At 64.5% G+C, this 23,918-nt stretch carries 22 protein-coding genes and 2 pseudogenes; 7 read left to right on the top strand and 17 right to left on the bottom strand.

The features are described 5' to 3' along the window. Positions 1–11: 11 nt before the first annotated feature. Positions 12–2,438: a TonB-dependent siderophore receptor gene (locus CAL15_RS15840; protein WP_086079476.1), complete on the top strand. Its 2,427-nt coding sequence runs from the start codon at positions 12–14 to the stop codon at positions 2,436–2,438. A gap of 118 nt (positions 2,439–2,556) precedes the next feature. On the opposite strand, the gene CAL15_RS15845 is transcribed toward CAL15_RS15840, so the two are convergent. From CAL15_RS15845 to CAL15_RS15855, 3 genes are all read right to left on the bottom strand, one after another. Beyond that, complete coding sequence (locus tag CAL15_RS15845; RefSeq protein ID WP_086079477.1) at positions 2,557–3,486, bottom strand: electron transfer flavoprotein subunit alpha/FixB family protein; 930 nt, start codon at positions 3,484–3,486, stop codon at positions 2,557–2,559. Between the two features lie 2 nt (positions 3,487–3,488). After that, a complete protein-coding gene (locus CAL15_RS15850; RefSeq protein WP_086079478.1) occupies positions 3,489–4,238 on the bottom strand; it encodes an electron transfer flavoprotein subunit beta/FixA family protein in 750 nt (249 codons plus the stop codon). A 69-nt stretch (positions 4,239–4,307) separates the two neighbouring features. Next, on the bottom strand, positions 4,308–5,231 hold the full coding sequence (locus tag CAL15_RS15855; protein WP_198299062.1) for a histone deacetylase family protein: 924 nt from the start codon (positions 5,229–5,231) through the stop codon (positions 4,308–4,310). A gap of 10 nt (positions 5,232–5,241) precedes the next feature. On the opposite strand from CAL15_RS15855, the gene mltB reads away from it, so the two are divergent. Next, entirely contained in the window at positions 5,242–6,405 is a 1,164-nt protein-coding gene (mltB, locus tag CAL15_RS15860; RefSeq protein ID WP_086079479.1) for a lytic murein transglycosylase B, read from the top strand. A gap of 91 nt (positions 6,406–6,496) precedes the next feature. Here mltB and cysM read toward each other — a convergent pair whose 3' ends face one another. From cysM to CAL15_RS15875, 3 genes are all read right to left on the bottom strand, one after another. After that, positions 6,497–7,417: a cysteine synthase CysM gene (gene cysM, locus CAL15_RS15865; protein WP_086081132.1), complete on the bottom strand. Its 921-nt coding sequence runs from the start codon at positions 7,415–7,417 to the stop codon at positions 6,497–6,499. A 98-nt stretch (positions 7,418–7,515) separates the two neighbouring features. Beyond that, on the bottom strand, positions 7,516–7,974 hold the full coding sequence (locus CAL15_RS15870; protein WP_086079480.1) for a ComEA family DNA-binding protein: 459 nt from the start codon (positions 7,972–7,974) through the stop codon (positions 7,516–7,518). Positions 7,975–8,108: 134 nt separating this feature from the next. Then, positions 8,109–8,606 carry a MarR family winged helix-turn-helix transcriptional regulator gene (locus CAL15_RS15875; RefSeq protein WP_086079481.1) on the bottom strand — a complete coding sequence of 166 codons (498 nt, stop codon included), beginning with the start codon at positions 8,604–8,606 and terminating at the stop codon, positions 8,109–8,111. 40 nt (positions 8,607–8,646) lie between these two features. On the opposite strand from CAL15_RS15875, the gene CAL15_RS15880 reads away from it, so the two are divergent. Next, positions 8,647–9,081, top strand: a complete 435-nt coding sequence (locus tag CAL15_RS15880) for a cupin domain-containing protein (protein ID WP_086079482.1) — start codon at positions 8,647–8,649, stop codon at positions 9,079–9,081. Between the two features lie 28 nt (positions 9,082–9,109). On the opposite strand, the gene CAL15_RS15885 is transcribed toward CAL15_RS15880, so the two are convergent. Then, entirely contained in the window at positions 9,110–10,033 is a 924-nt protein-coding gene (locus CAL15_RS15885; RefSeq protein WP_086081133.1) for a LysR family transcriptional regulator, read from the bottom strand. A gap of 120 nt (positions 10,034–10,153) precedes the next feature. Here CAL15_RS15885 and CAL15_RS24670 point away from each other — a divergent pair. The 3 genes and pseudogenes from CAL15_RS24670 to CAL15_RS15895 form a co-directional block, all read left to right on the top strand. Then, positions 10,154–10,942, top strand: a pseudogene (locus tag CAL15_RS24670) (hydroxymethylglutaryl-CoA lyase); the annotation flags it as partial. Positions 10,943–11,131: 189 nt separating this feature from the next. After that, positions 11,132–12,340 (top strand): CaiB/BaiF CoA transferase family protein, encoded by a 1,209-nt coding sequence (locus CAL15_RS24675; protein WP_232468243.1) that lies wholly within the window; start codon positions 11,132–11,134, stop codon positions 12,338–12,340. Positions 12,341–12,452: 112 nt separating this feature from the next. After that, positions 12,453–13,445: a Bug family tripartite tricarboxylate transporter substrate binding protein gene (locus tag CAL15_RS15895; RefSeq protein ID WP_232467993.1), complete on the top strand. Its 993-nt coding sequence runs from the start codon at positions 12,453–12,455 to the stop codon at positions 13,443–13,445. 264 nt (positions 13,446–13,709) lie between these two features. Here CAL15_RS15895 and CAL15_RS15900 read toward each other — a convergent pair whose 3' ends face one another. From CAL15_RS15900 to CAL15_RS15940, 10 genes and pseudogenes are all read right to left on the bottom strand, one after another. Continuing rightward, on the bottom strand, positions 13,710–15,128 hold the full coding sequence (locus tag CAL15_RS15900; protein ID WP_086079484.1) for a hypothetical protein: 1,419 nt from the start codon (positions 15,126–15,128) through the stop codon (positions 13,710–13,712). Position 15,129: 1 nt separating this feature from the next. Then, entirely contained in the window at positions 15,130–15,492 is a 363-nt protein-coding gene (locus CAL15_RS15905; RefSeq protein ID WP_157666673.1) for a hypothetical protein, read from the bottom strand. A gap of 474 nt (positions 15,493–15,966) precedes the next feature. Continuing rightward, complete coding sequence (locus tag CAL15_RS24445) at positions 15,967–16,599, bottom strand: hypothetical protein (RefSeq protein WP_157666674.1); 633 nt, start codon at positions 16,597–16,599, stop codon at positions 15,967–15,969. Next, positions 16,596–17,213 carry a hypothetical protein gene (locus CAL15_RS15915; protein WP_086079487.1) on the bottom strand — a complete coding sequence of 206 codons (618 nt, stop codon included), beginning with the start codon at positions 17,211–17,213 and terminating at the stop codon, positions 16,596–16,598. The genes CAL15_RS24445 and CAL15_RS15915 overlap by 4 nt, the downstream gene beginning before the upstream one ends. Positions 17,214–17,533: 320 nt before the next feature. Beyond that, positions 17,534–17,955, bottom strand: a pseudogene (locus CAL15_RS15920) (ADP-glyceromanno-heptose 6-epimerase); the annotation flags it as partial. Further along, a complete protein-coding gene (locus CAL15_RS24530; protein WP_198299064.1) occupies positions 17,956–18,489 on the bottom strand; it encodes a hypothetical protein in 534 nt (177 codons plus the stop codon). 478 nt (positions 18,490–18,967) lie between these two features. Further along, positions 18,968–19,960 carry an ADP-glyceromanno-heptose 6-epimerase gene (rfaD, locus tag CAL15_RS15925; protein ID WP_086079488.1) on the bottom strand — a complete coding sequence of 331 codons (993 nt, stop codon included), beginning with the start codon at positions 19,958–19,960 and terminating at the stop codon, positions 18,968–18,970. Further along, positions 19,957–20,895 (bottom strand): D-glycero-beta-D-manno-heptose-7-phosphate kinase, encoded by a 939-nt coding sequence (gene rfaE1 / locus CAL15_RS15930; protein WP_086081135.1) that lies wholly within the window; start codon positions 20,893–20,895, stop codon positions 19,957–19,959. The genes rfaD and rfaE1 overlap by 4 nt, the downstream gene beginning before the upstream one ends. A 2-nt stretch (positions 20,896–20,897) precedes the next feature. Beyond that, complete coding sequence (gene lapB / locus CAL15_RS15935) at positions 20,898–22,127, bottom strand: lipopolysaccharide assembly protein LapB (protein ID WP_086079489.1); 1,230 nt, start codon at positions 22,125–22,127, stop codon at positions 20,898–20,900. A 51-nt stretch (positions 22,128–22,178) separates the two neighbouring features. Continuing rightward, positions 22,179–22,505: a LapA family protein gene (locus tag CAL15_RS15940; RefSeq protein WP_086079490.1), complete on the bottom strand. Its 327-nt coding sequence runs from the start codon at positions 22,503–22,505 to the stop codon at positions 22,179–22,181. A 156-nt stretch (positions 22,506–22,661) separates the two neighbouring features. Between CAL15_RS15940 and CAL15_RS15945 the strand changes: the two genes are divergently transcribed. After that, positions 22,662–23,747 carry a tartrate dehydrogenase gene (locus CAL15_RS15945; RefSeq protein WP_086079491.1) on the top strand — a complete coding sequence of 362 codons (1,086 nt, stop codon included), beginning with the start codon at positions 22,662–22,664 and terminating at the stop codon, positions 23,745–23,747. Positions 23,748–23,918 lie beyond the last annotated feature (171 nt).

Genomic DNA, 23,918 nt, shown 5'->3' on the forward strand with positions numbered 1-23,918 from the left:
GGAAACGTCTCATGTCCTTCTTCATTGCCGCGCCGAACGACGGACGCAGCCGTCCGGCGCGCCTGTCGCCGGCCGCCCTGGCGCTGCGCGCCGCCCTGGCCGCCTTCGTTCCGCTGGGATCGGCCTGCGTGGCCGCCGCGCACGCGCAGGCCGCGCCCGGCGCCATCGAATACGACATACCCGCCGGACCGTTGGCTTCCGCGCTGAACCGCTATGCACAGCAATCGGGCGTCTCCATCGTCATGGACGCCGGCCGGCTGCGCGGATTGAACACACCGGGCCTGCAGGGCCGCCATACGGTCCAGGAAGGCTTCGACCAGCTGTTGCGAGGCAGCGGCTACGCCGCCAGCCGCACCGGGTCGGGCTACGTGCTGCGCCCGGCGCCACCGGCCGCGCCGCAGGCCGTGCCGACGCTGCCCGCCGTCACCACGGTAGGCAGTTGGAACAGCGCGGTGGGCGCCGGCTACGTGGCCGAGGAAAGCCACGCCGGCACCAAGACGGACACGCCGCTGATCGAGACGCCGCAGGCCGTCACCGTCACCACGCGGACGGAACTGGACGATCGCAAGGTGCAGTCGCTGACCGAGGCCATCGCCTACACGCCGGGCGTGCGCACCGAGCAAAGCGGCTTCGACCCCCGCTTCGACGCTTTCACGGTCCGCGGCTTCGATATGACCTACAACGGCATCTATCGCGATGGTCTGCGATTGCCCGGCTCGAGCATGTCGGTGTTCAAGATCGAGCCCTATGGCGTGGAAAGCGTCACCGTGCTGCGGGGCCCCAGTTCGGCGCTGTATGGGCTGGGCTCGCCGGGCGGCGTGGTCGACGTCACCTCGAAGCGCCCGGTGGATGAGCCGTTCGGCGAGGTCGAGTTGCAGACCGGCAATTACCAGCGCAAGCAGGGCCAGTTCGACATCGGAGGCCGCGCCGACGACAGCGGCCAGTGGCTGTACCGCCTGACCGGCGTGGTGCGCGATGCCGGCTCGCCCAACATACTGGGTCGCGGCACGGACGACATGACCTTCATCGCCCCGGCCCTGACCTGGAAGCCCGACGCGCGCACCAGCATCACCCTGCTGGGCGAATACCAGAAGTCCAAGACGCCGGCCGCGCTTCCCGCCTATGCCTGGACCGGATCCGCGGACGACGGTTCGCCCGGCGTGCTGGACGACTACAACGAGCAGACGCAGGAGCAGTACCGCGTCGGCTACCTGGCCGAACATCGCGTGAACGACGCGCTTACCGTGCGCCAGAACCTGCGGTACGGCCGCGCCAACACCCACGTGCGCTACACCTCCCTGGGCGAGACTGACGAGGCCACGCAGACCATCGGCCGCTCCACCGGCTACGTCCACGACCGGATGACTTCCTTCGTCGTCGACAACCAGGTCCAGGCGGACTTCTCGGCCGCCGGCATGCGGCACACCGTGCTGGCCGGCCTGGACTATTCGCGCCTGTCGCTGGACGGCGGCATCGGCTTCGGCGAAGCCTCGCCCGTCGACGCGAGCACGCTGGAGCCGCTGGGCCCCGTGAACGATCCGCCGTCGACATACTCGCGCTATAACCGCAGCCAGCGCCAGACCGGCCTGTACCTGCAAGAGCAGGCCAGGTTCGACCGCTGGGTCCTGACGCTTACCGGCCGCCACGACTGGAGCACCACCATCACCGACGACCTGTTGGCGAGCAGCCGGCAGAAGGCCATCGACCGGAAGTTCACCGGACGCGCCGGCCTGACCTACGTGTTCGACAACGGCATCGCGCCGTACGCCAGCTACTCCACCTCGTTCTCGCCCAACCTGGGCGCCGGCATGGACGGCAGCGCTTTCGCGCCCACGACGGCCAAACAGGTGGAGGTGGGTGTCAAGTATGCTCCGCCGGGCCAGGACGGCTACGTGGCCGCGTCGCTCTTCCAGCTGACGCAGAACCACAGCCTCGTCACCGATCCGGACAACCCGCTCTTCCAGGTCCAGACCGGCGAGGTGCGTTCGCGAGGCGTCGAACTGGAAGCCGCCCTCGAGGTGGTCCGCGGACTGAACCTGCGCGGCGCCTATACCTACCTGGCGGCCGTCAACCGCGCGGGCGACGAGGCCACCGTGGGACGTACGCTGTCGGGCACGCCGCGGCACAACTTCTCGCTATGGGCCGACTACGAATTCCAACCCGATACGGCGCTGGCCGGCCTGGGATTGGGATTCGGCGTGCGCTACACCGGCACCAGCTGGGGCGATGCCGGCAACACCTTCAGCAACTCGCCGCACACGCTGGCCGACGCGAAGATCAGCTACGACCTGGAGCGCCTCGACTCGCGCTTCAAGGGCTGGAGCACGCAGGTCAACGCCCGAAACCTGTTCGATCGCGAATACACCACCTGCGACGCGGGCTACTGCTATCTCGGCAGCCGGCGCACGGTGATCGCCAGCGTCCGGTATCGCTGGTAGGCCGCGGCCGCACGCCGCCGGGCGGCAGGAATGCAAACGCCCGTCCAGGCAACTGGACGGGCGTTTGCATGGAACAGGCGGCGCGGCCAGGCGCGGCCGGCCGCAGGCGATGACGGCCTTACAGCGCCGACGTCAGTTCGGGCACGACCGTGAACAGATCGCCGACGAGCCCATAATCGGCCACGCCGAAGATCGGGGCTTCGGGATCCTTGTTGATGGCCACGATGACCTTGGAATCCTTCATGCCGGCCAGGTGCTGGATGGCGCCCGAGATACCCACTGCCACGTACAGCTGCGGGGCAACGATCTTGCCGGTCTGGCCGACCTGCCAGTCGTTGGGGGCATAGCCCGCGTCGACCGCGGCGCGCGAGGCGCCCAGGGCCGCGCCCAGCTTGTCGGCCAGCGGATCCAGGATCTTGAAGTTCTCGGCGCTGCCCAGGCCGCGTCCGCCCGAGACCACTACCCGCGCGCCGGCCAGTTCGGGACGGTCGCTCTTGGCGACTTCGCGGCCGACGAACGTCGACTTGCCCGAGTCGGCCACGGCCTCGACCGCTTCGACCGCGGCCGAGCCGCCTTCGGCGGCAGCGCCGTCGAACGCGGTGGTACGCACCGTGATGACCTTGACCGAGTCGCCCGACTGCACGGTGGCGATGGCGTTGCCGGCGTAGATGGGACGCTGGAACGTGTCGGCGGATTCGACCGAGATGATGTCGGAGATCTGCGCGACGTCGAGCTTGGCGGCCACGCGCGGAGCCACGTTCTTGCCCGCGGCGGTGGCAGGGAACAGGATGTGGCTGTACGAAGCGGCCACGGCCAGCACCTGCGCCGCGACGTTTTCGGCCAGGCCTTCGGCCAGTTGCGGCGCGTCGGCCAGCAGCACCTTGGCCACGCCGGCCACGCGCGCGGCCTCGTCGGCAACGCCGCGGGCGTTGGAGCCGGCGACCAGGACGTGCACGTCGCCGCCGATCTTCGCGGCGGCGGCCACGGCGTTCAGGGTCGCGCCCTTGAGCTGGGCGTTATCGTGTTCGGCAATTACCAGAGTCGTCATGATCACACCACCTTCGCTTCGTTCTTCAGCTTGTCCACCAGCGCCGCCACGTCAGCGACCTTGATGCCCGCCTTGCGGCCGGGAGGCTCGGTGACCTTCAGCGTCTTCAGGCGCGGCGCGGGGTCCACGCCCAGATCCTGCGCGGACACGGTGTCCAGCGGCTTCTTCTTCGCCTTCATGATGTTGGGCAGCGTGACGTAGCGCGGCTCGTTCAGGCGCAGGTCGGTGGTGACGATGGCGGGCAGCGTCAGGGCCACCGTCTCGAGGCCGCCGTCGACCTCGCGGGTGACCGTGACCTTGCCGTCTGCCAGCTCGACCTTGCTGGCGAACGTGGCCTGCGGCCAGTCCAGCAGCGCGGCCAGCATCTGGCCGGTCTGGTTGGCGTCGTCGTCGATGGCCTGCTTGCCCAGGATGACCAGCTGGGGTTGCTCTTTGTCGACCACCGCCTTCAGCAGCTTGGCCACGGCCAGCGGCTGCAGCTCGACATCGGTCTGCACCAGGATGCCGCGGTCGGCGCCGATGGCCATGGCGGTGCGCAGGGTTTCCTGCGCCTGGGACGCGCCGCACGAGACGGCGATGACCTCGGCGGCCGCGCCTTTCTCTTTCAGGCGCGTCGCCTCCTCGACCGCGATCTCGTCGAACGGGTTCATCGACATCTTCACATTCGCGATGTCCACGCCCGTCTGGTCCGATTTCACGCGCACCTTGACGTTGTAGTCAACGACGCGCTTGACAGGAACAAGCACCTTCATCCAGCAGCCTCCAGATATGGAAATAGTCGCCCGGCACTTCCCGGGCCCGCAATGCACAATTTTTTGATTCTACAGCTTTGCCAGGGCGCGTATGTGCGCGACGACGCTGCGACCCAGCGCCGAAAGGTTGTAGCCGCCCTCGAGCGTGCTGACGATGCGGCCCTGCGCATGGCGCTCGGCCACCTGCACCAGCTGCTCGGTGATCCAGGCGTAGTCCGACTCGACCAGACCCATCTGGGCCATGTCGTCCTCGCGATGGGCGTCGAAACCTGCCGAGATCAGCACCAGCTCGGGACGATGCGCCTCGAGGCGCGGCAGCCACTGATCCAGCACGATGCTGCGCACCGCCGGCCCTGCCGTGTAGGCCTGCACCGGCACGTTCAGCATGTTGGCGGCGGGGTTCTCGGTGCCCGAATTGGGATAGAACGGATGCTGGAAGAAGCTGCACATCAGCACCCGCGGATCGCCCGCGAAGGCCTGCTCGGTGCCGTTGCCGTGATGGACGTCGAAATCGATGATGGCCAGCCGCTGGACGCCGTGCACGGCCATGGCGTGCGCGGCCGCGATGGCCACGTTGTTCAGGAAGCAGAAGCCCATGGCCCGGGCCCGGCACGCGTGATGGCCGGGCGGGCGCACCGCGCAGAACGCGGTGGGGACCTCGCCGCCCATGACCGCGTCCACCGCCGCCACCGCCGCGCCCGCCGCGCGCAAGGCGGCCTGATAGGTGTGCGGGTTCATCAGGGTGTCGGGATCGATGGGCGTGTAGCCGCTGGCCGGCTGCCGCGCCTGCAGCGCATCGAGATACGCTTCGGCGTGCACGCGCAGGATGTCGGCGCGCGTGGCCTCCGGCGCCTCGCGCTCGTCCAGGTAGGACATCACGCCGCTGGCAAGCAGCTGGTCGGAAATGGCATCCAGCCTCTCCGGGCATTCGGGATGCCAGCCCCCCATTTCATGCAGGCGGCAAGACGGGTGGGTAAGATACATGGTCTCCATAGGGAAGATTATGTTCATCTGTAGGCGAATACTGCAACTCGGCATACTCGCGGCCCTGACCGGCTGCGCCGCCTCGAAGCCCCCCGCACCCCTTGCCGCCGTTCCCACGGCCCAGGCGGCCCCCGCCCCGGCCCTCACTCCGGACGCCAACGGCGCCATCCGCATCGGCCCCAGCGCGCCGGCGCCCGAGCCCTCTTCCACCGAAACGCCCACCGGCCAGTTGCGTCCCGAGGTCGCCGCCTATGCCCGCGATCTTGCGGCGCGCGCGGGCCTCCCGCTGGCCCAGGTGCAGGCCAGCCTGGCGGGATCGACCTACAACGCGACCGTGGCCAGGCTGATCGCGCCCGCGCCGCCGGGACGCAAGGTCTGGCGCAGCTGGCTGACCTATCGCTCGCGCTTCGTCGAGCCCAAGCGCATCCGCTGGGGCATCGATTTCTACCAGGACAACCAGGCGCTGCTCGAGCGCGCCGCGCAGCAATATGGCGTGCCGGCGCCCATCATCGCCGCCATCATCGGCGTGGAAACCATCTACGGCCGCAACATGGGCAGCTTCCGCGTCATGGACGCGCTGACCACGCTGGCCTTCGACTATCCGCAGCCCGCCCGGCCCGAGCGCGTGCAGCTGTTCCGCGACCAGTTGGGCGACTTCATCGTCCTGGTGCTGCAAGGCAAGCTGGAACTGGAAACGCGCGGCTCGTACGCCGGCGCCATCGGCATGCCGCAGTTCATGCCGGGCAGCATCCTGCGCTATGCGGTGGACGGCGATGGCGATGGCCACATCGACCTGGCCAACAGCCTGCCCGACGCGATCATGTCGGTGGGCAGTTTCCTGGCCCAGCACGGCTGGCAGCGCGGCGCGCCGGTGTTCGCGCCGGTGGTGCTGCCGGCCGATCCCTCGGCGCTGGCCTCCGGCGGGCTGCAGCCCACGCAGGACTGGCCGCGACTGCAGGCCGCGGGCGCGCGGCTCGGCGCGGGCGCCAACCCGGGCGCGGCCTGGCTGTCCATGCCGCTGGGCGTGGTCGACCTGGTCGAGGAAGCGCGCGGCACCGCGCAGTACCGCACCGGCACGCCCAACTTCTTCGCCTTGACGCAATACAACCGCAGCTATTTCTACGCCACGTCGGTGTCCGACCTGGCGGATGCGATCGCGACGGGAGTCGGCGTTTCGTATTGAGGATCGAATACGCGGGCGAATGCCCAAAAGCAAAGAGGCGTCCGTGGGACGCCTCTTTCACATCGCGGCCGGCGTTCGCCGGCGCATGGCCTCATGCCGGGGGATCGAATACCCCGGTGGACAGGTAGCGGTCGCCGCGGTCACAGACGATGAACACGATGGTGGCGTTCTCGACCCGCTGCGCCACGCGCAGCGCGGCAATGAGCGCACCGGCCGACGAGATGCCGCCGAAAATGCCTTCCTGGGCAGCCAGGCGGCGCGCCATGTCCTCGGCCTCGGCCTGCACGATGGATTCGTACGCGTCCACGCGGCTGCGATCGAAGATCTTGGGCAGATAGGCCTCGGGCCATTTGCGGATGCCGGGAATCTGCGAGCCTTCGGCGGGCTGGGCGCCCACCACCTGGATCGCCGGATTCTGCGACTTCAGGTACGCGGACACGCCCATGATGGTGCCCGTGGTGCCCATGGCGCTGACGAAGTGCGTGATGCGCCCATCGGTCTGGCGCCACAGCTCGGGGCCGGTGCCGTCGATGTGAGCCTGCGGATTGTCGGGGTTGGCGAACTGGTCCAGCACCTTACCCTTGCCTTCGGACTGCATCTCCATCGCCAGGTCGCGGGCATATTCCATGCCGCCCTTGGCCGCCGGAGTAAGGATCAGCTGAGCCCCGTAGGCCGTCATGGCCGCGCGGCGCTCGACCGACAGGTTGTCGGGCATGATCAGGATCATGCGATACCCGCGCATGGCCGCCGTCATCGCCAGGGCGATGCCGGTGTTGCCGCTGGTGGCCTCGATCAGCGTGTCGCCGGGCTGGATCTCGCCGCGCTGCTCGGCGCGCAGGATCATCGACAGCGCGGGGCGGTCTTTCACCGAGCCGGCCGGGTTGTTGCCCTCGAGTTTGGCCAGGATGACGTTGCCGCGCGGCTGGCCGGCATTGCCGGGGATGCGTTGCAGGCGGACCAGCGGCGTGTTGCCGACGGTCTGCTCGATAGTGGGGTAGGTGTGCTCGCTCATGCGGGGCATGATAACTCCGCCCGGCGGCGGCGGGCGGCATGGCCCGGCTGCCGCAAGGGATACGGCGGCCCGCGGCCTGGACGCTTCGGCCTGTCGCCCTACTTCGTCGCGGGTCGGCGCGCGGCCGCCGCGTTCGCCGGCGCCGCCGCCGCGGGCTTGCCAGGCGCGGCGTCGGGCGCGGCCGGCGCGCCTGGCCCCACGGTAAGCCCCGCCGCCTGCAAGGCCTGCACGCGTTTGGGACCGATGCCGCGCACCCGGTCGGACAGGTCGTCCATCGATTCGAAGCGTCCGCCTCGCGTACGTTCCTGGACGATGATCTGCGCCATGCGCGGGCCCACGCCGCGTATGGTCTCCAGTTGCTCGGCATTGGCGCTGTTCACGTCCAGCGCGTGCGCGGGCAGCATGGCCAAACCCAGGCCGCCGGCCACTGCCAGCCTGCCCACCGCGCGCGCCAGCAAGCGACGCGTCGGACGGCGAGCGGCCAAGGGAATCTGCGCGGTGAAGCGGCAGGGCTCGGGCCGGTGCCGCGCAACGGGATCATGGATGAAGGGATTCATGCGGTTCTCCTGATGAACGCGGGCGGATGGGAGCGTCCGCCCTGCATGCATCTTGCGGCAGCACCCCGGCGCACGGGGCGGGCAGTGCATGGAAACGGCACTTCGGTTTCCACGTACTGCCGAACCTGTCCCGTTTACTCCGGCAGCGGCCCGGTGGCCCGCTGCTGCTCGGCATCCGTCAATTCCGTCAGCACGTCATAGAACACGTCGAAGCGCCGTTCGCCGATCCGCTGCCGCCATTCGTCTTCGATGGCATGGACCGTGGCGCGCTGGATCTGTGCCACTTTCCAACCCTTGTCGGTCAACGATATCAACCGTGCCGGGGTGCCCTTCACCGGCACTCGCCGCACATAACCCATCTCCTCGAGCTGGACCAGCAGGTAATTCATCGCCTGCTTCGTCATGCCGGCGCGCGCAGCCAGATCGATGGGGCGCTCGTTGTCCGGCGGCGGGAAGCGCAGTACCTTGAAATGCGCGGGATGGATGTCGGCATACCCGGCGTCGGCCAGCGCCTGGCCGATGCGCCGCTCCACATATTCCAGCCCGTAGCGCAGCCTTGCACCGATCAGCGGATCGCCAGTATCCGGATCGCCGGGAAAATGTGGGTCCACGGACGCTTGACGTTTGGACATATTCGAGTAAAGTTACTTTACCAACCCAAAGGAGCCGGCCATGACTATAACGCGCGAACCCGAGATCATCATCGGATCGATCTCGATGCGCTTCCTCGTCGACGGGCGCCACACCGCGGGCAACGTGGCGATGGCGGAGATGGTGGTGCAGCCGCAGGCCAAAGTGCCGCCGCCGCACCGGCACGTCGACGTGGACGAGACGATGTACATGCTGGAAGGTACCCTGACCTATCGGGTGAACGACGACGTACGCGTGCTGACCGCGGGCGACGAGTGCTTCTCGCCGCGCGGCAGCGTGCATCACTTCTCCAATCCCGGCGACGTGCCGGCGCGCGCGCTCGTGGTGTTCTCGCCCGCCAACATCGGCCCCGATTACTTCCAAGAGGTGGCCGAGGTGCTGGGCGCCGGCGGTCCGCCAGACATGGCGAAGATGCGCGCGGTGATGCAGCGACACGGGTTGGAGCTGGCCGCCTGAACCGCGGGCGGGCCTGAGCGCCGACGCGTCACTCCCTCTCCGCGCCGCGCTCCAGCCGCGCCGCTTCGACCAGGTACTCAAGTACGCGGCGCGCCGCCACGGGCAGGGCCTGCTCGTCACGCATGCAGATGGCGAAACGCCGCTTGCTCCAGGTGTCCTTCAAGGGCAGCACGCGCAGGCCGTGCGCGGCGGCCTGCGGCATCGCCACCTCGGCGGGCACCACGCTGATGGCCAGCCCGGCCTCCACGACGCGGAAAGCCGAATCGAAGTTGCTTACCGTCACCCTGTGGCGCATGGTCCTGCCATCGCGGGCGGCCGCGGCCTGCAGCATGCGCAGCACTGCTCCGGCCGCGTGCATGTTGACGTATTCGTAGTCCAGCGTTTCTTCGAACCACACCGCATCGCGCTGCGCGAGCGGATGGCGCGGGTCGGTCACCACCGCCAGGTTGTCGCCGCGATACGGCCGGGTCTGCAGCCCGCGGAAATCGGCCGCGTCCCAGCAGATGCCCAGGCTGGCGATGCCGGCCTTCACGTCGCGCACCACCTCGTGGCTGACGCGCTCCTCCAGGTCCACGCGGATGTTGCGGTGCTGCCCGGCCTGCAGAAAGCCCGCGATGTCTGCCGCCAGCGATTGCGCGATGACCGAAGCGGTGGCCAGGATGCGGACCTGTCCCTGCACGCCGCTGGCATACGCCGCCATGTCGCGCTCGATGCGGTCGGAGCTGGCCATGATGGCTCGCGCGTGTTCCAGCAAGGTTTCTCCGGCTTCGGTGGGCTCGACGCCATGCCGCTTGCGGACCAGCAGCTTGGCGCCGACGGTGTCCTCGAGCTGCGCCAGGCGCTTGCTGATGGCGGAGCCCACGATGCTGGCATCCTGCCCTACGCGGGCGATATTGCCCGTTTCGCACACCTTGATGAAAAGCCGCAATGTGGTGATGTCCAGGTCGCGCATGGAATTCATGCCTCGATGAGATTTTCCTTCACGGAATTTTATCCGTTCCGAAATTGCGAAAATTTGCCGGCCGAGAATACCTAAACTAGCGCATCGACTTTTTCATCTGGTGCAACGAGCATGGCGTCGACCTCCTTCCCTTCAGCCGTCACCGTCCGCGAAGTCGGGCTGCGCGACGGCCTGCAAAGCCTGCCCGTCGTAGTGCCCACCCACATCAAGCGCGAATGGATAGACGCCGCCTACCGGGCGGGCCAGCGCGAGATCGAAGTGGGGTCATTCGTGCCGCCGCGGCTCTTGCCGCAGATGGCCGATACCGCCGAGCTGGTGGCGCATGCGAAGCGGCTGGAGGGGCTGTTCGTGTCGGTGCTGGTGCCCAACGTGAAGGGAGCGGAAAGGGCTCTGGAGAGCGGCGCCGACCTGATGCTGGTCCCGCTATCCGCCAGCCGCGACCACAGCCTGGCCAACCTGCGCAAGACGCCCGGGGAAGTGGTGGCCATGGTGGCGGAGATCCGCGCCGCGCGCGACGCGGCGGGCTCATCGATGTTGATCGAAGGCGGCGTGGGCACGGCCTTCGGCTGCACGCTGCAAGGCGCGGTCGCCCCGGACACCGTGCTGGACCTTCTGCAGGCGCTGCTGGACGCCGGCGCGGACCGCGTCAGCCTGGCCGACACCGTGGGCTATGCCGATCCGGCGGCGGTGCGGCGCCTGTTCGAAGCGGCGTTGAACCGCGTCGGCGACCGCCTGTGCTGCGCCCACTTCCACGACACCCGTGGTCTGGGACTGGCCAATGCGCTGGCCGCGCTGGAGACCGGCATCACGCGGTTCGACGCCTGCCTGGCCGGCATCGGGGGCTGTCCGCACGCCCCGGGCGCCAGCGGCAACGTCAGCACGGAAGACCTCGTCTTCATGCTGCAAAGCATGGGCATCGCCACGGGCGTCGACCTGCCGAAGCTGCTGGCCCTGCGCGAGGCCGCGGCCGGCTGGCTGCAAGGCCAACCCCTGCACGGCTCGATATGGCGCGCCGGCCTGCCCAAGACCTTTCCCGCCGCCGCGGGCGCGATCGTATCCTGGAACCGCTATTCATTGGACCAACGAGTCATGACTACCGAGACCCTTTCTTCCGACGCCCTCCCCCTGGCCGGCCTGCGCGTCGTCGAATTCACTCACATGGTCATGGGCCCGACCTGCGGCATGGTGCTGGCCGACCTGGGCGCGGAAGTCATCAAGGTCGAGCCGGTGCAGGGCGACCGCACGCGCCACCTGCTGGGCGTGGGCGCCGGCTTCTTCCCCATGTTCAATCGCAACAAGAAGAGCATCGCGCTGGACATACAGTCGCCCGAAGGCGGCGAGGCGGCGCGCAGACTGGCCGCCAGCGCGGACGTCGTGGCCGAGAACTTCCGGCCGGGCACCATGGCGAAGTACGGGCTCGACTATGCGTCGCTGTCGGCGGTGAACCCGCGCCTGATCTACGTCAGCCACAAGGGCTTCCTGCCCGGTCCTTACGAGATGCGCACGGCGCTGGACGAGGTCGTGCAGATGATGGGCGGTCTGGCCTACATGACCGGCCGGCCCGGCGACCCCGTGCGCGCCGGCACCAGCGTGAACGACATCATGGGCGGCATGTTCGGCGCGATCGGCGCGCTGGCCGCGCTGATCAAGCGCGGCATCACGGGCCGCGGACAGGAAGTGCAGTCCTCGCTGTTCGAGAACAATGTGTTCCTGGTGGGACAGCACATGCTGCAGTACGCCATCACCGGCCAGGCCTCGGCGCCCATGCCGGACCGCGTGTCGGCCTGGGCGCTGTACGACGTCTTCACCGTCAAGAACGGCGAACAGATCTTCCTGGCGGCGGTCAGCGACAGCCAATGGATGACCTTCTGCGACGCGTTCGGCTTCGAAGACCTGAAGAGCGATCCCAAGCTGGCGACAAACAATGACCGCGTGCGCGTGCGGCCCACGCTGCTGGCCGACCTGCGCGAGCGCCTGGCGCGCTACACCGCGAGCGAGCTCGCGGCCGTGTTCGAACGCATCGGCCTGCCCTTCGCGCCCATCCTCAAGCCGGAAGAGCTCTACGAAGACCCGCATCTCCGCGCCACCGGAGGCTTGGCCGACGTGCGCCTGCCCGACGGCGAGCGCGCGGGCCAGACCGCCGGCGCGCCGCTGTTTCCGCTGATGATGGACGGCCGCCGGCTGGGCGTGCGCGAACACCCGCCCGTGCTGGGATCGCACACCGATGACCTGCTCGCCGGCGTGGGGTATTCGGCGGGACAGATCGCCGGGATGCGCGAACGGCGCATCGCCGCCTGACCCGCCGTGCCCATCGCATCGTTTCTTTAGACCATTCTCCGCAGGAGATCAGCGAAGTACCTCATCACCACGGCCGCGTCGACGGACCGTTCATAATCAAAAGGAGAGAGACATGAACCATGGAATCGGCAGCCCGGGCCGCCGCAAGTTATTGCTGGGCACCCTGGGCGCAATGGGCGCGCCCTGCGTGGGCGCGCCAGCCTGGTCGCAAAGCGACAGGCCCATCAAATTCATCCTGCCGGTCGGCGTGGGATCCGGCGTGGACACCATCACCCGCGCCGCGGCCCCCGGCCTGTCGGCCGCCCTGGGCCATACGGTGGTGGTCGAGAACCAACCAGGGGCCGGCGGCATCGTCGGGACCGCCGCGCTGGTGCGCTCGCCGCCCGATGGCTACACGCTCAGCATGGTGTCGAACAATCACGTCATCTTCCCCAGCGTATACAAGTCAGTGCCGTTCGATCCGCTGGGCGACATCACCCCGATCAGCATGGTGGGCAACACGCCGCTGATGATCGTGGCCAACCCGCAGAAAGTGTCGGCCAACAACGTCCGCGAACTGACGGCACTGCTGAAGAACCAGCCCGGGCGCTACAACTACGCCTCGTCGGGCAACGGCACCATCCTGCAGCTGGCGGTGGAGATGTACCTGCAGCAAGCCAACGTCCGGGCGCGCCATATTCCCTACAAGGGCGTGGGACCGATGATGGCCGACCTGATCGGCGGCCAGGTGGATTTCGGCGTGCTGTCGCAGCCCTCCGTGCTGCCGCAGATCAAGAGCGGCGCCTTGAAGGCGCTGGGCGCCTGCGGCGGCGAACGCATGGCCGCGCTGCCCGACCTGCCGACGCTGCGCGAGCAGGGCCTGGCGGACTACGTGGTCGAAGGCTGGTTCGCCGTGGTCGCCCCGGCGAAGCTTCCAGCCGCCGACGTGCAGCGCATCTACCCGGCGCTGGGCACGGCTTTCCAGGCGCCGGAAGTGAAGCAGGCGATGGACGCGCAAGGCAACCGCATCGTGCTGATGCCGCCCGAGAAGACGGCCGCCTACTTCCGGTCGGAGATGGAGAAGTACGCGCGGGTGGTGAAGGCGGCGGGTATCGAGCCGAGCTGAGATGTGGCGGGCGTGTGTATCGACCCACTGTCCAATCTCCGATGGCGAGAGATCGTACTGACGGCTCGCCTTGGCCACGGTGGACTTTCCCTGATGAGGGTCCCTGCACATACCGCCCCCTTTTACATCTCTATTGCTCTGGGTTGAGACGGCGATATCCCGTGATATGCCTATGCGGCCGTCTGGCCGGAAACACTGGGCGGGTCGGGAAACCGCCTGCCCACAAGCCGAATGACCAGCCAGATTAGCGGGACCTGCAACAGACTAAGGACACTCGTGACGAGTAGACGCAGTGTGATCTCGCGCTGTAGTTCGGCTGTAGAAAGGTCGCCTTGCAAGGCGATGAGGCCGATTGACAGCAAATGGGCGACATAGTTGAGAGCGGCCATGCCCAGCCAACACCGCCAGTAGATTGTCGATGAGGGTATCGTAACCCTCCGGCGCCACCCCCAACTGGCGCCCGATGATCTGCAGCAACGATGCGTTCTCCCCTGGTGCCAGCCCCAGCACTTCGGTCTGGATGGCATTGCCGAGCACTTCGCCGATATTGTCGGCCGTTCCCGAATAGATCTTGCCGTCCGAGCGTATCTGGTAGATCACGCTCGAATCGATCAAGTCTATCGTGTACGAGAAGGCGAAATCGGTGCTGGAACTGCTCCAACTCACGGCTAGACTGTCGCGCTGTACCACGCACTCTCCGGAAAGCGCTCCCTCGCCCAAGGCGATGGACAACGACTGCCCGTCCACCCGGATCGACGCGCCCGGGGCGATGTCCAGTACCCCTCGGCCTAGGACCGTGGCGGTCGTGGTGCCGTCGGGCAGGCAGACCAAGGATGGCCCCCAGTCGCCCTGCCGGTCGCTTAAGGTCAAGCCGAATGTAAGCTGGCCTTTGTCGTCCAGGCCGATGCTGGTAAGCTTGCCCGGGTCGACCGAGAAGGTCGTGCCGCGCTGGAATAAGTCTACCGTCAACGAGCCGGCTGACCCCAAATCGAAGCCCAGCATCGCACCGTCGCCCGAGTTGAATGCTTCCAGCGCTGCGCGAAGCCCCAGCAAGCCATCGACGAAGCCATCACTGATGGCCGTCTGCACGTCCACGAGGACTTGGCCGGCCACGCGGGCTGTGCCTGCATCAATGCCTTGAAGAGCGATGCCATAGGCGTGCAAGTAATCGGCAAGTGACTCACCGCGGAAGCCAACATAGTCTCCGCCCAAACCACCCATACCGGACGGGACCCAATCGAAGAACGTGCCGGGCCAGGTCCAGGGCGGGACTCCAAACTCCTGCTGCATATTCTGAGCATCCGCCCGAACAGTATCCTCTGGGGAGAGCAACGTGCCCGTCCGCACGATCTCGCTTAGCAGAGTTCCCGCAAGTCGATTAGAAGCTGCATTGAATGCGGTTTCGCTTAATGTGCTGCCATGGATCTCGGCGACCCGCTGAGTGGCGCCACGTACGTATTCAGACCAAAATGACCCATCGTTTTGATTAACATGCCATGCAATGTTGTACCAAGTGGCCAAGCTTTCCAGATTCTCTCTATTCGCAGCGTCCAGTTGGCTTTCCAATCCAGCCTCGATAACGTTACGAATGTACCCATACGCCGCCACGTAGTTCTCGTTCTTCACGTGGTTGTCGAGTATTGCCACATCGGAAGCCTGCAAGGGATACTGGACGCCAGCCATTTCACTTCTCCGAGCCCTGGATGAATGAGTTCGCCTTTTCAACGATGCGTGCATCTATGTCTTCGAATTCAGACATATGAACTTTTTGAACCGAGTACGTCACCTTCATCGTGTCCCGTAAGCTACGGGTCACGTTGTATGCGTAGAACTGATTGCTATCGACATAGTCGACGAACATCGAGTATTGCGACTCGTCGCGCTTGAACCAATAGACGCCCCACAGATGATCGTTTATCGGCCGCCTAAACACATCAAACCCGTTTTCCGCCCCACCATATTCGGCGTCTTTAGCGCGCTTAATGAGGGCCAGAGTCGGTGCCGCTACGCTCGCTTTTTCACTCGGCGCCCTCTCCGTGATTGACACGACCACCAGGTGTCATCGGGAGTCTTCAGGCCGTGTCTGGGAGACATATCCGGATACTGGAGATATATGCGTAGTGAAGACACTTCACTTTCACCATCCCGGATTATTGAATAGGTGTTAGGAATTAGCCATTTATGCCCCGCTAGGACAAAGCTATACGCCTCAGGCTTTGGGCGGTACAAGATCCAAGCGCCTCGCAGGAAATTAACAGCGACCCAAATTCCTAGAAGCAAGAGAATTCCTATCAGCAGCTTCACAGCAGGATGCTTCATTCATCCACCTTGTTTTGCCGGCACGGTGAAGGAACTGACTTTTCCGATAGCCAATTCGTACACTATCTAAAACCTGTCCAAATGGCGTCTGCGATTATTTCCCGAATGCGCCTATACGCGGCACCATAGTCCTTATTTCCCCTGGCAGCTCTCAAGAATCGCGATGTCGTTCCCCTGCAGTACGTACTGGAATCCGGCCATTTCAAATCTCCGGGCCTTTGATGAAGGACGCAAGACGAGCTACCACACGCGCATCTATTTCCGCAAGTTCGCTCAGATGTACCTTTTGAACTGAGTAAGACAACGTCATGGCGTCCCCCAAACTGCGCGTTACGTGGTAGGCAAGAAATTGCTCGCTGTCAGCAAAGTGCACGTACATGGAATAATCAGATTCCTCACTCTTGAACCAGTATATTTCCGATGGGCTCTTCACCATCTCTTTCCTGTAGACGAGAAACCCATCCATTTCACCAAGGAATGCAGCCCCTTGTTCCTTGATATATCTCAGCACGGGTTGCGAAACACCATCCTCACCGTGCAACTGTTGCGATTTCACAGTCGCGATTATCATGTTGTCGTCAGGGGGTGTGATACCGCTTCGAGGTAACATATCGGGGTACTGCAGATGGATGGTTAGCGACGATGCCCGAAGCTCTCCGTCACGAATGATCGAATAACGGCTAGGGATTTCCCACCTCTGCCCTCCAAGAACAAATGTGTACTCCTTAGGTTTAGGGCCAAACAATAACCAGGCACCCCGTAAGAAGTCGGCAGCAACCAAAGCACCTAGAAGCAGGATAATTCCTATCAGCAGTGTCACTGCGACATGCTTCATTCATCGACCTTTTTTGCCGACACAGCGAAAGACCTCACCTTTCCGACAACCAATTCGTCCACTTTCTCAAACCTGTCAAAATGGACCTTCTTTGCCGAGTACTCTAGGACCAAATCTCCGCCGAGACTACGAATTACGTCATAAGCGTGCAGCTGTGGGTTTTCCTGATACCAAACATACATGGAGTAATCGGACTCGTCCTTCTTGAACCAATAAACCGTATGCGAATCGGGCGGCTTGCCAGCGACTCGATATTGCTCGAATCCGTTGTTCTCACCGATATAGACCGGCTCCTTCAGTTCCCTCAGTAGCTTAAGCCTGCCCTGGGACACGCTATCTTGCTCTTTGGACGACCGCAGCCTGACCGTGACCGACACGCGGTTGCCACTGGACAGATCGTAAGTCGTAGGCGAGGTCATGTCGGGATATTCAAGCTGCGTAGCAAATAAGGTAGGGCGAGTACGACTGTTCAGGAATAGTCCGTATGGTTTGGGGACGAACCACTGTTTTCCCGCGAGCAGAAAATGCCGATACTGCTGCATCTCGTAATTCCGCCACATCTCCCATGCCGCGACCGCCGCCAACACGAGCCCGCCGCAGGCCAATCCGGCCATCCACTTTCTCCGCCGTTTCATCCTTTCCCCAATCAGACTGAGCACACAGCAATCGCCGCGACTCGCACCAACGCCCTTGTTCCGCATGCGTCGCGATTGCAGGATTTACGAATATCGAGTCTGGTGAAGCCGCATGCCCGTTTTGGCGGAGCCAACGGGGACTGTATCGAACTTTCTGATGATTATTATGAACTTTTTATTTCCGCTTCGGCCCACAACGACGGCGCGTAATAAAACTGTAGGAACTCATGCCATTCGTCCATAAAAAAATGGCCGCGAACTAGCGCGGCCATTTTGAACATTCATGCGAGGAAGGCGGCCTACCCCTTCTCCCGCCAGTACGTCACATACTCCGACACTCCGTCCGCACATCCCGCATCGGCGCATCAAACCCAGCCTCGCGCACCTTGCTGACATCGGCCTGCGTATAACTCTGGCACCTGCCCTTCAAATCCTCGGGAAACGGTATATACCGGATGAACCCGGCCTTCACCAGTTCCTCCAGCGGCAATTCCGCATCCCCCAGCTCCAAGGTATTCACCACCGCCGACGCCACGTCATTGAACGGCTGCGCGCGGCCGGTGCCGCAGTTGAATATCCCCGACTGCTCTGGATGATCCAGAAAATGCAGATTGACGGCGATCACGTCTTCACCCGAGATCAAATCCCGGCTCTGTCCGCCATCGGCATCCCCGTCCCACCCAGCGAACAACCTTACGTGCCCTTCGTCCAGGAACTGGTGCTAATGCTTATAAAGTCTTGGGCGGAAATACAGCCGAAACCAGGCATATACCAAAAACAGTAGGATCACAAACAAATCCCACTGCATGGCAGATTTTTTTGAAAAAGCAAGACTTCTATCGAAATCAGCAGCAGTGCGGTAAAACTTTCCATCAACCGACAAACTAATGACAACCTTTAGAGTTTGCCAGGGAAACACCTCAAATGATGTCCACTGCACAATCCCGTGTTTACCAACCAATTCATTAGGCAATGACACGCTTGTTCCATCGCCTGAACGGTAATAGCAGTCATTCCGAACTATTGTGTCCTGAGCGCAAGTAAACACTTGGCCGTTAATTAATATCACTTGCCCCGTCTTGTTGTTGCGCCGAAAATCCAACACCCCTTCTGTCGTCTGCGTCGTTAGAGCCTGTGAGTAAGGTTGGCAATACAAATGAGCGTGCGGCAGCACACTCATATACAAGGCGAGAAGCATCACACCACAAAGTTCCAGCAGCACTTCCGGCCGCTTAACGCGCGACAACCAATTCATTCAACGGGACCTTAAAATAAACATCTTAAATTCAGCAAACAACAACATCCGAACATTTCGTCATGAAACCTGCGCTCAAACTGAATCAATTATCAATATGCCAATACAAAGAAATCCGACGCATAGCTTTCTGAGCGTCTTACTCGTCCAAATCCATATCGGTATGGCCACGGTTTTTTTTTCAGGTCCGTCTGACGAACGGCAATTCCCCGGGGACGCTCCGATGCGCAACCTCAGAATATTCGCTCTTGCGCACACCATTGAAGGCAACACCGGGCATATAGCCATTGCCGGGATGAATCCGTACGACCGAGCTAAATGTATCTAAATCCACCCGGATTTTTGTGAATCTTTTATTTCAATTAGAAACGCCAGGAGGAGCTGTAACCTTGCAAGTCGGACGGCACTTGACGCTTGCCCTAGACAAAAAAATAGCCACGAACTAGCGTGGCTACCCTGAATTTCGTGCGAAAGGCCTCTACCCCTTCCCCCGCCAATACCTCACATACTCAGACACCCCCGTCCGCACATCCCGCATCGGCGCATCAAACCCCGCCTCGCGCAGCTTGCTGACATCGGCCTGAGTATAGCTCTGGTACCTACCCTTCAAATCCTCCGGAAACGGTATATACCGGATAAACCCGGCCTTCACCAGCTCTTCCAGCGGCAGTTCCGCATCCCCCTGCTCCATCCGCAAGGTATTCACCACCGCCGCCGCCACGTCATTGAACGGCTGCGCGCGGCCGGTGCCGCAGTTGAATATCCCCGACGTCTCGGGATGATCCAGAAAATGCAGATTGACGGCGACCACGTCTTCCACCGAGATGAAATCCCGGCTCTGTCCGCCATCGGCATACCCGTCCCACCCAGCGAACAGCCTCACATGCCCTTCGGCCAGGAACTGGTTCATGTTGTGGAACGCCACGGAAGCCATGCGCCCCTTGTGCTGTTCATGCGGACCGTATACGTTGAAGTACCGCAACCCCACCACCTGCGACGCCAACCCCGCAGCCATGCGCCGCCTCAACACCTGGTCGAACAGCAGCTTCGAATACCCATACACGTTCAACGGCCCTTCATTGGCCGGATCTTCCACATACACTGAAGACCCGCCATACACCGCCGCCGACGACGCATAGATGAACGGCACCTTGCGCGCCTGGCAATACTCGAACAGCTCCAGGGTGACGCGGTAGTTGTTGTCCAGCATGTAGCGCCCGTTGCGCTCGGTGGTGTCCGAGCAGGCGCCCTGGTGGAACACGGCCTGGGGCGCGGGCAGCGAGCCGTTCAGCACGCGCGCGCGGAAGTCGTCCTTGTCCAGATAATCCGCGACGCTGCAATCCACCAGGTTGCGGAATTTGTCGCCCTCGGTCAGGTCGTCGACGGCGATGATGTCATGGATGCCGCGGCGGTTCAGGCCGCGCACGATGTTGCTGCCGATGAAGCCGGCGGCGCCGGTGACGATGATCATGTCGGTTCTCCTGCCAATTCTGCGGCGGTGACGATGGAGGTGCCCAGCTTGCCGACCACGATGCCGCCGGCGCGGTTGGCCCAGCGCATGGCCTCGAGCCAGGGCAGGCCCACGGCGCGCATCACCGCCAGCGTCGCCAGCACGGTATCGCCCGCGCCAGATACGTCGAATACCTCGTGGGCCTGGGCGTCGACATGCTCGCGCCCGGCATCGGTAAACAGGGTCATGCCCTGCTCGGAACGTGTGACCAGCAGCGTCTCCAGTTCCAGTTCCGTGCGCAGGCGTTGCGCGCGCTCGGTCAGCTCGGCCTCGGTATTCCACCGTCCAACTGCCTGCTGCATCTCGGATCGGTTAGGCGTGACCAGGGTGGCGCCACGATAGCGCGCATAGTCGTCTCCCTTGGGATCGACCAGCACCGGCACGCCGGCGGCGCGCGCCGCAGCGATCAGGCCGGATACGCGGTCCAGCGCGCCCTTGGCATAGTCGGACAGCACCACGACGTCGTGACGCGCCACGTGAGCGGCCAGGGCCGAGTCGATGCCGTCCAAGGCCGCAATGGCCGGATGCTGTTCGAAATCGACGCGCAGCAACTGCTGCTGACGGCCCAGCACGCGCATCTTCAGGGTGGTGGGATGCTCGGCATCACGGATCAGGTCGGCCTGCACGCCGGCCTCGGAAGCCAGGCGCTCGATACGGTCGCCCGCCTCGTCGGCGCCGACCACGCCGATCAGGGTGGCCTGCGCCCCCAGCGCGGCCACGTTGCGCGCGACGTTGGCCGCGCCGCCCAGGCGGTCTTCGCGGCGAGCCACGCGCACGACGGGCACGGGGGCCTCGGGCGAAATGCGGTCGACTTCGCCGAACCAGTACCGGTCCAGCATGACGTCGCCGACCACGAGCACGCGGGCCCCGGTGATGGATTGAGTGGGAAATTCCATGCTCATTGAAGCTCTTCCAGGCGGCGCGGCGCGTAGGTCTCCCACGCGTTGCAACCGGGGCACTGCCAATAGAAACGGCGCGGCTGGAAGCCGCAGGAGCGGCAGGCGTAGCGGTCCAGCCGCTGGGTATGTTTGTGGATGAGGCTGCGCAGCAGGCTCAGGTCGCCGCCCGGCACGGCGGCATCCTTGGGCGTGTCGGCGTCGGCCGGCGTGGCCAGTTCGGCCTCGAGCAGGCGGTCCAGGCCCAGCAGCGAGGGGTGATGCCGCAGCGCCTCGCGGGCGAAGGTCCATGCGGGGCCGGCGCCCTGCTGCACACGCAGTTCGCGGAACACCACGTCGAACAGATCGAGCGAGGCGTGGCGTACGTACTGCTTGCGCAGTTCTTCGAGGCCCTGTTCCTGCTGGCCGGCCTGGCGGTAGTTGGCCAGCAGCGGCTCGGCGACCAGGCCCGCGAATTCGGGAGCCTCGGCCAGCACCGATCCCAGGTACAGGCGCTCGGCCTTCGGGTCGTTCTCGAGCGCGGCCAGCTTGGCCCGCAGCATGGCGATGCGCACACGGCCGCCATGGGCGGGATGACCGGCGCGCTCGGACGCGCGTGCGGCGTTGTCGGCAGCGTCCAGGGCGGCGTGTGCCGCCTCGAGATCGGGGGCGGGCTTAGTGCCCAGCGCCGCCTGGGCCAGTTCGCAGTGATAGTGCACGATCTGCGGCACGGGTTCGTCGGCCAGACCCTGCAGGGTCTTGACCGCATCGATGGCGCGCACCCAGTCGTGCTCGGATTCGTAGATGCGGATCAGCGAGCGCAGCGCCGGCAAGGCGTGGCGCGTGTCCTTCAATTGCCCGAAGGCCGCTTCGGCGCGGTCGAGCATGCCGGCCTTGAGAAAGTCCTGCGCCAGTTCGTGCTGCGCGTTCTCGCGATCGGCCACCGGCAGGTCGGAACGGTTCAGCAGGCTCTGGTGCACGCGGATGGCGCGCTCCATTTCGCCGCGGCGGCGAAACAGGCTGCCCAGGGCGAAGTGCAGTTCGGTGGTTTCGGGATCGAGCTTGGCCACCTCGACGAAGGCGTCGATGGCGCGGTCGGGCTCCTCGTTCAGCAGGAAGTTCAGGCCGCGGAAGTACGAATCGGGCAGCGTGCGGGTTTCCCGCAGCATCTGCCTGAAATCGAAACGCGCCGCCAGCCAGCCCAATGCGAACAGCATGGGCACGAAAATCAACCACCAGGGCTCAAAATCCACGGATCGGGCTCGTGCGAGAAAACAGGATCGGGCAAGCGGCCGGGATGGCCCTTACAGCGGCGACATGGGCGCGACGGACTCGGGGGCGACCGTGGCCGGATTGGGCGTGGCGGTGCCGTTGGCGGCGGCCTGCAGGCGCTCGACCTCGCGGCGCAGCCGCATGGCCTCGCGGCGGCGGCGCATGACGGCCGGCACGCTGAGCAGCAGACCGAACAGGGCGCCTACCACGAAGGTGGCCAGCATCACGACGATAAGCGGCACGTTATGAACCACATAATCGGCGTAGAAGGTGACTTCTACCGGCTGCGTGTTCTTCAGTGCGAACATCAGCACCGCGACGAAGACGAGCAACCGCAGGGCCCAGACGAGATAGCGCATGGCGCGTGCTCCCAATAATTCGAGACTTAGATTGTAAGCGCAAGCTGCCGCGCCCCGCTCCGGGTGGGGAGTTTATGATGGACGCGATCGGCGGCGCGCCGCGGCAACGGTACGCCCGCCCCGCGTTCTCATCCGTACTGAAGACAAGAGGTAGCCTTGAAAGCTCACAAAATCGCAGTCATCCCCGGAGACGGCATCGGCAAGGAAGTCATGCCCGAAGGCGTGCGCGCGGTCGAAGCCGCGGCCAAACGGTTCGGCATCCCGCTGGAAATGGTGCACATCGACTGGGCCAGTTGCGACTATTACGCCAAGCACGGCGACATGATGCCCGCCGACTGGTACGACCAATTGAAGGACTGCGAGGCGCTGTTCTTCGGCGCGGTGGGCTGGCCCGACACGGTGCCCGACCACATCTCGCTGTGGGGCTCGCTGCTGAAGTTCCGCCGCCAGTTCGATGAATACGTGAACCTGCGTCCGGTGCGCCTGATGCCCGGCGTGCCCTCGCCGCTGGCCGGCCGCAAGCCCGGCGACATCGATTTCTACGTGGTGCGCGAGAACACCGAAGGGGAATATTCGTCCATCGGCGGACGCATGTTCGAAGGCACCGACCAGGAGTTCGTGGTGCAGGAATCGATCTTCACGCGCCGCGGCACCGATCGCATCCTGAAGTACGCCTTCGACCTGGCGCAAAGCCGGCCCAAGAAGCACCTGACCTCGGCCACGAAGTCCAACGGCATCTCGATCAGCATGCCCTACTGGGACGAGCGCGTCGAAGCCATGGCCCAGCAGTATCCCGACGTGCGCTGGGACAAATATCACGTCGACATCCTGGCCGCGCGCTTCGTGCTGAGCCCGGAACGCTTCGACGTGGTGGTGGCCTCGAACCTGTTCGGCGACATCCTGTCCGACCTGGGCCCGGCCTGCACCGGCACCATCGGCATCGCGCCATCGGCCAACCTGAATCCCGAGCGCAAGTTCCCGTCGCTGTTCGAACCCGTGCACGGCTCGGCGCCCGACATCTATGGCAAGAACATCGCCAATCCGATCGGCATGATCTGGTCGGGCGCCATGATGCTGGACTTCCTGGGCCACGGCCAGGGCCAGTACCGCGAGGCGCATGACACCATCCTGCGCGCCATCGAGAAGACGCTGGTCGACGGCAACGTCACGGCCGACCTGGGCGGCAAGGCCTCCACCACCGAGGCTGGAAAGGCCATCGCCAGCGCAATCGAGACCGCCTGACGATACGATCTTCAGGGGCTTGCCGGCCAGAGGCGGCGCGACGGTCCGCCCGCCCCTGCGCCGCCCTCGCTGGTTGCCGCGCGCAACGCCAGGCCTCCGTGCCGAAATCCTGCTGTCGTTGTAACGAATAATGTCGAATTAACACACTATCGTTTGCGATCGCGTGGGTTT

Origin of the sequence: Bordetella genomosp. 13, assembly GCF_002119665.1 — a bacterium.
Taxonomy (GTDB): Bacteria; Pseudomonadota; Gammaproteobacteria; order Burkholderiales; family Burkholderiaceae_B; genus Bordetella.

Excerpts from the sequence above, each read along its gene's own strand:
- CAL15_RS15850 (WP_086079478.1), bottom strand. The coding sequence starts at position 4,238 with ATGAAGGTGCTTGTTCCTGTCAAGCGCGTCGTTGACTACAACGTCAAG.
- CAL15_RS15875 (WP_086079481.1), bottom strand. The coding sequence starts at position 8,606 with ATGTCCAAACGTCAAGCGTCCGTGGACCCACATTTTCCCGGCGATCCG.
- CAL15_RS15915 (WP_086079487.1), bottom strand. The coding sequence starts at position 17,213 with ATGGCCGGATTGGCCTGCGGCGGGCTCGTGTTGGCGGCGGTCGCGGCA.
- CAL15_RS24445 (WP_157666674.1), bottom strand. The coding sequence starts at position 16,599 with ATGAAGCATGTCGCAGTGACACTGCTGATAGGAATTATCCTGCTTCTA.
- CAL15_RS15895 (WP_232467993.1), top strand. The coding sequence starts at position 12,453 with ATGAACCATGGAATCGGCAGCCCGGGCCGCCGCAAGTTATTGCTGGGC.
- CAL15_RS15855 (WP_198299062.1), bottom strand. The coding sequence starts at position 5,231 with ATGGAGACCATGTATCTTACCCACCCGTCTTGCCGCCTGCATGAAATG.
- rfaD (WP_086079488.1), bottom strand. The coding sequence starts at position 19,960 with ATGATCATCGTCACCGGCGCCGCCGGCTTCATCGGCAGCAACATCGTG.
- cysM (WP_086081132.1), bottom strand. The coding sequence starts at position 7,417 with ATGAGCGAGCACACCTACCCCACTATCGAGCAGACCGTCGGCAACACG.
- CAL15_RS24675 (WP_232468243.1), top strand. The coding sequence starts at position 11,132 with ATGACTACCGAGACCCTTTCTTCCGACGCCCTCCCCCTGGCCGGCCTG.
- rfaE1 (WP_086081135.1), bottom strand. The coding sequence starts at position 20,895 with ATGGAATTTCCCACTCAATCCATCACCGGGGCCCGCGTGCTCGTGGTC.
- CAL15_RS15845 (WP_086079477.1), bottom strand. The coding sequence starts at position 3,486 with ATGACGACTCTGGTAATTGCCGAACACGATAACGCCCAGCTCAAGGGC.
- CAL15_RS24530 (WP_198299064.1), bottom strand. The coding sequence starts at position 18,489 with ATGAATTGGTTGTCGCGCGTTAAGCGGCCGGAAGTGCTGCTGGAACTT.
- CAL15_RS15880 (WP_086079482.1), top strand. The coding sequence starts at position 8,647 with ATGACTATAACGCGCGAACCCGAGATCATCATCGGATCGATCTCGATG.
- mltB (WP_086079479.1), top strand. The coding sequence starts at position 5,242 with ATGTTCATCTGTAGGCGAATACTGCAACTCGGCATACTCGCGGCCCTG.
- CAL15_RS15840 (WP_086079476.1), top strand. The coding sequence starts at position 12 with ATGTCCTTCTTCATTGCCGCGCCGAACGACGGACGCAGCCGTCCGGCG.
- CAL15_RS15900 (WP_086079484.1), bottom strand. The coding sequence starts at position 15,128 with ATGGCTGGCGTCCAGTATCCCTTGCAGGCTTCCGATGTGGCAATACTC.
- CAL15_RS15885 (WP_086081133.1), bottom strand. The coding sequence starts at position 10,033 with ATGCGCGACCTGGACATCACCACATTGCGGCTTTTCATCAAGGTGTGC.
- CAL15_RS15870 (WP_086079480.1), bottom strand. The coding sequence starts at position 7,974 with ATGAATCCCTTCATCCATGATCCCGTTGCGCGGCACCGGCCCGAGCCC.
- CAL15_RS15940 (WP_086079490.1), bottom strand. The coding sequence starts at position 22,505 with ATGCGCTATCTCGTCTGGGCCCTGCGGTTGCTCGTCTTCGTCGCGGTG.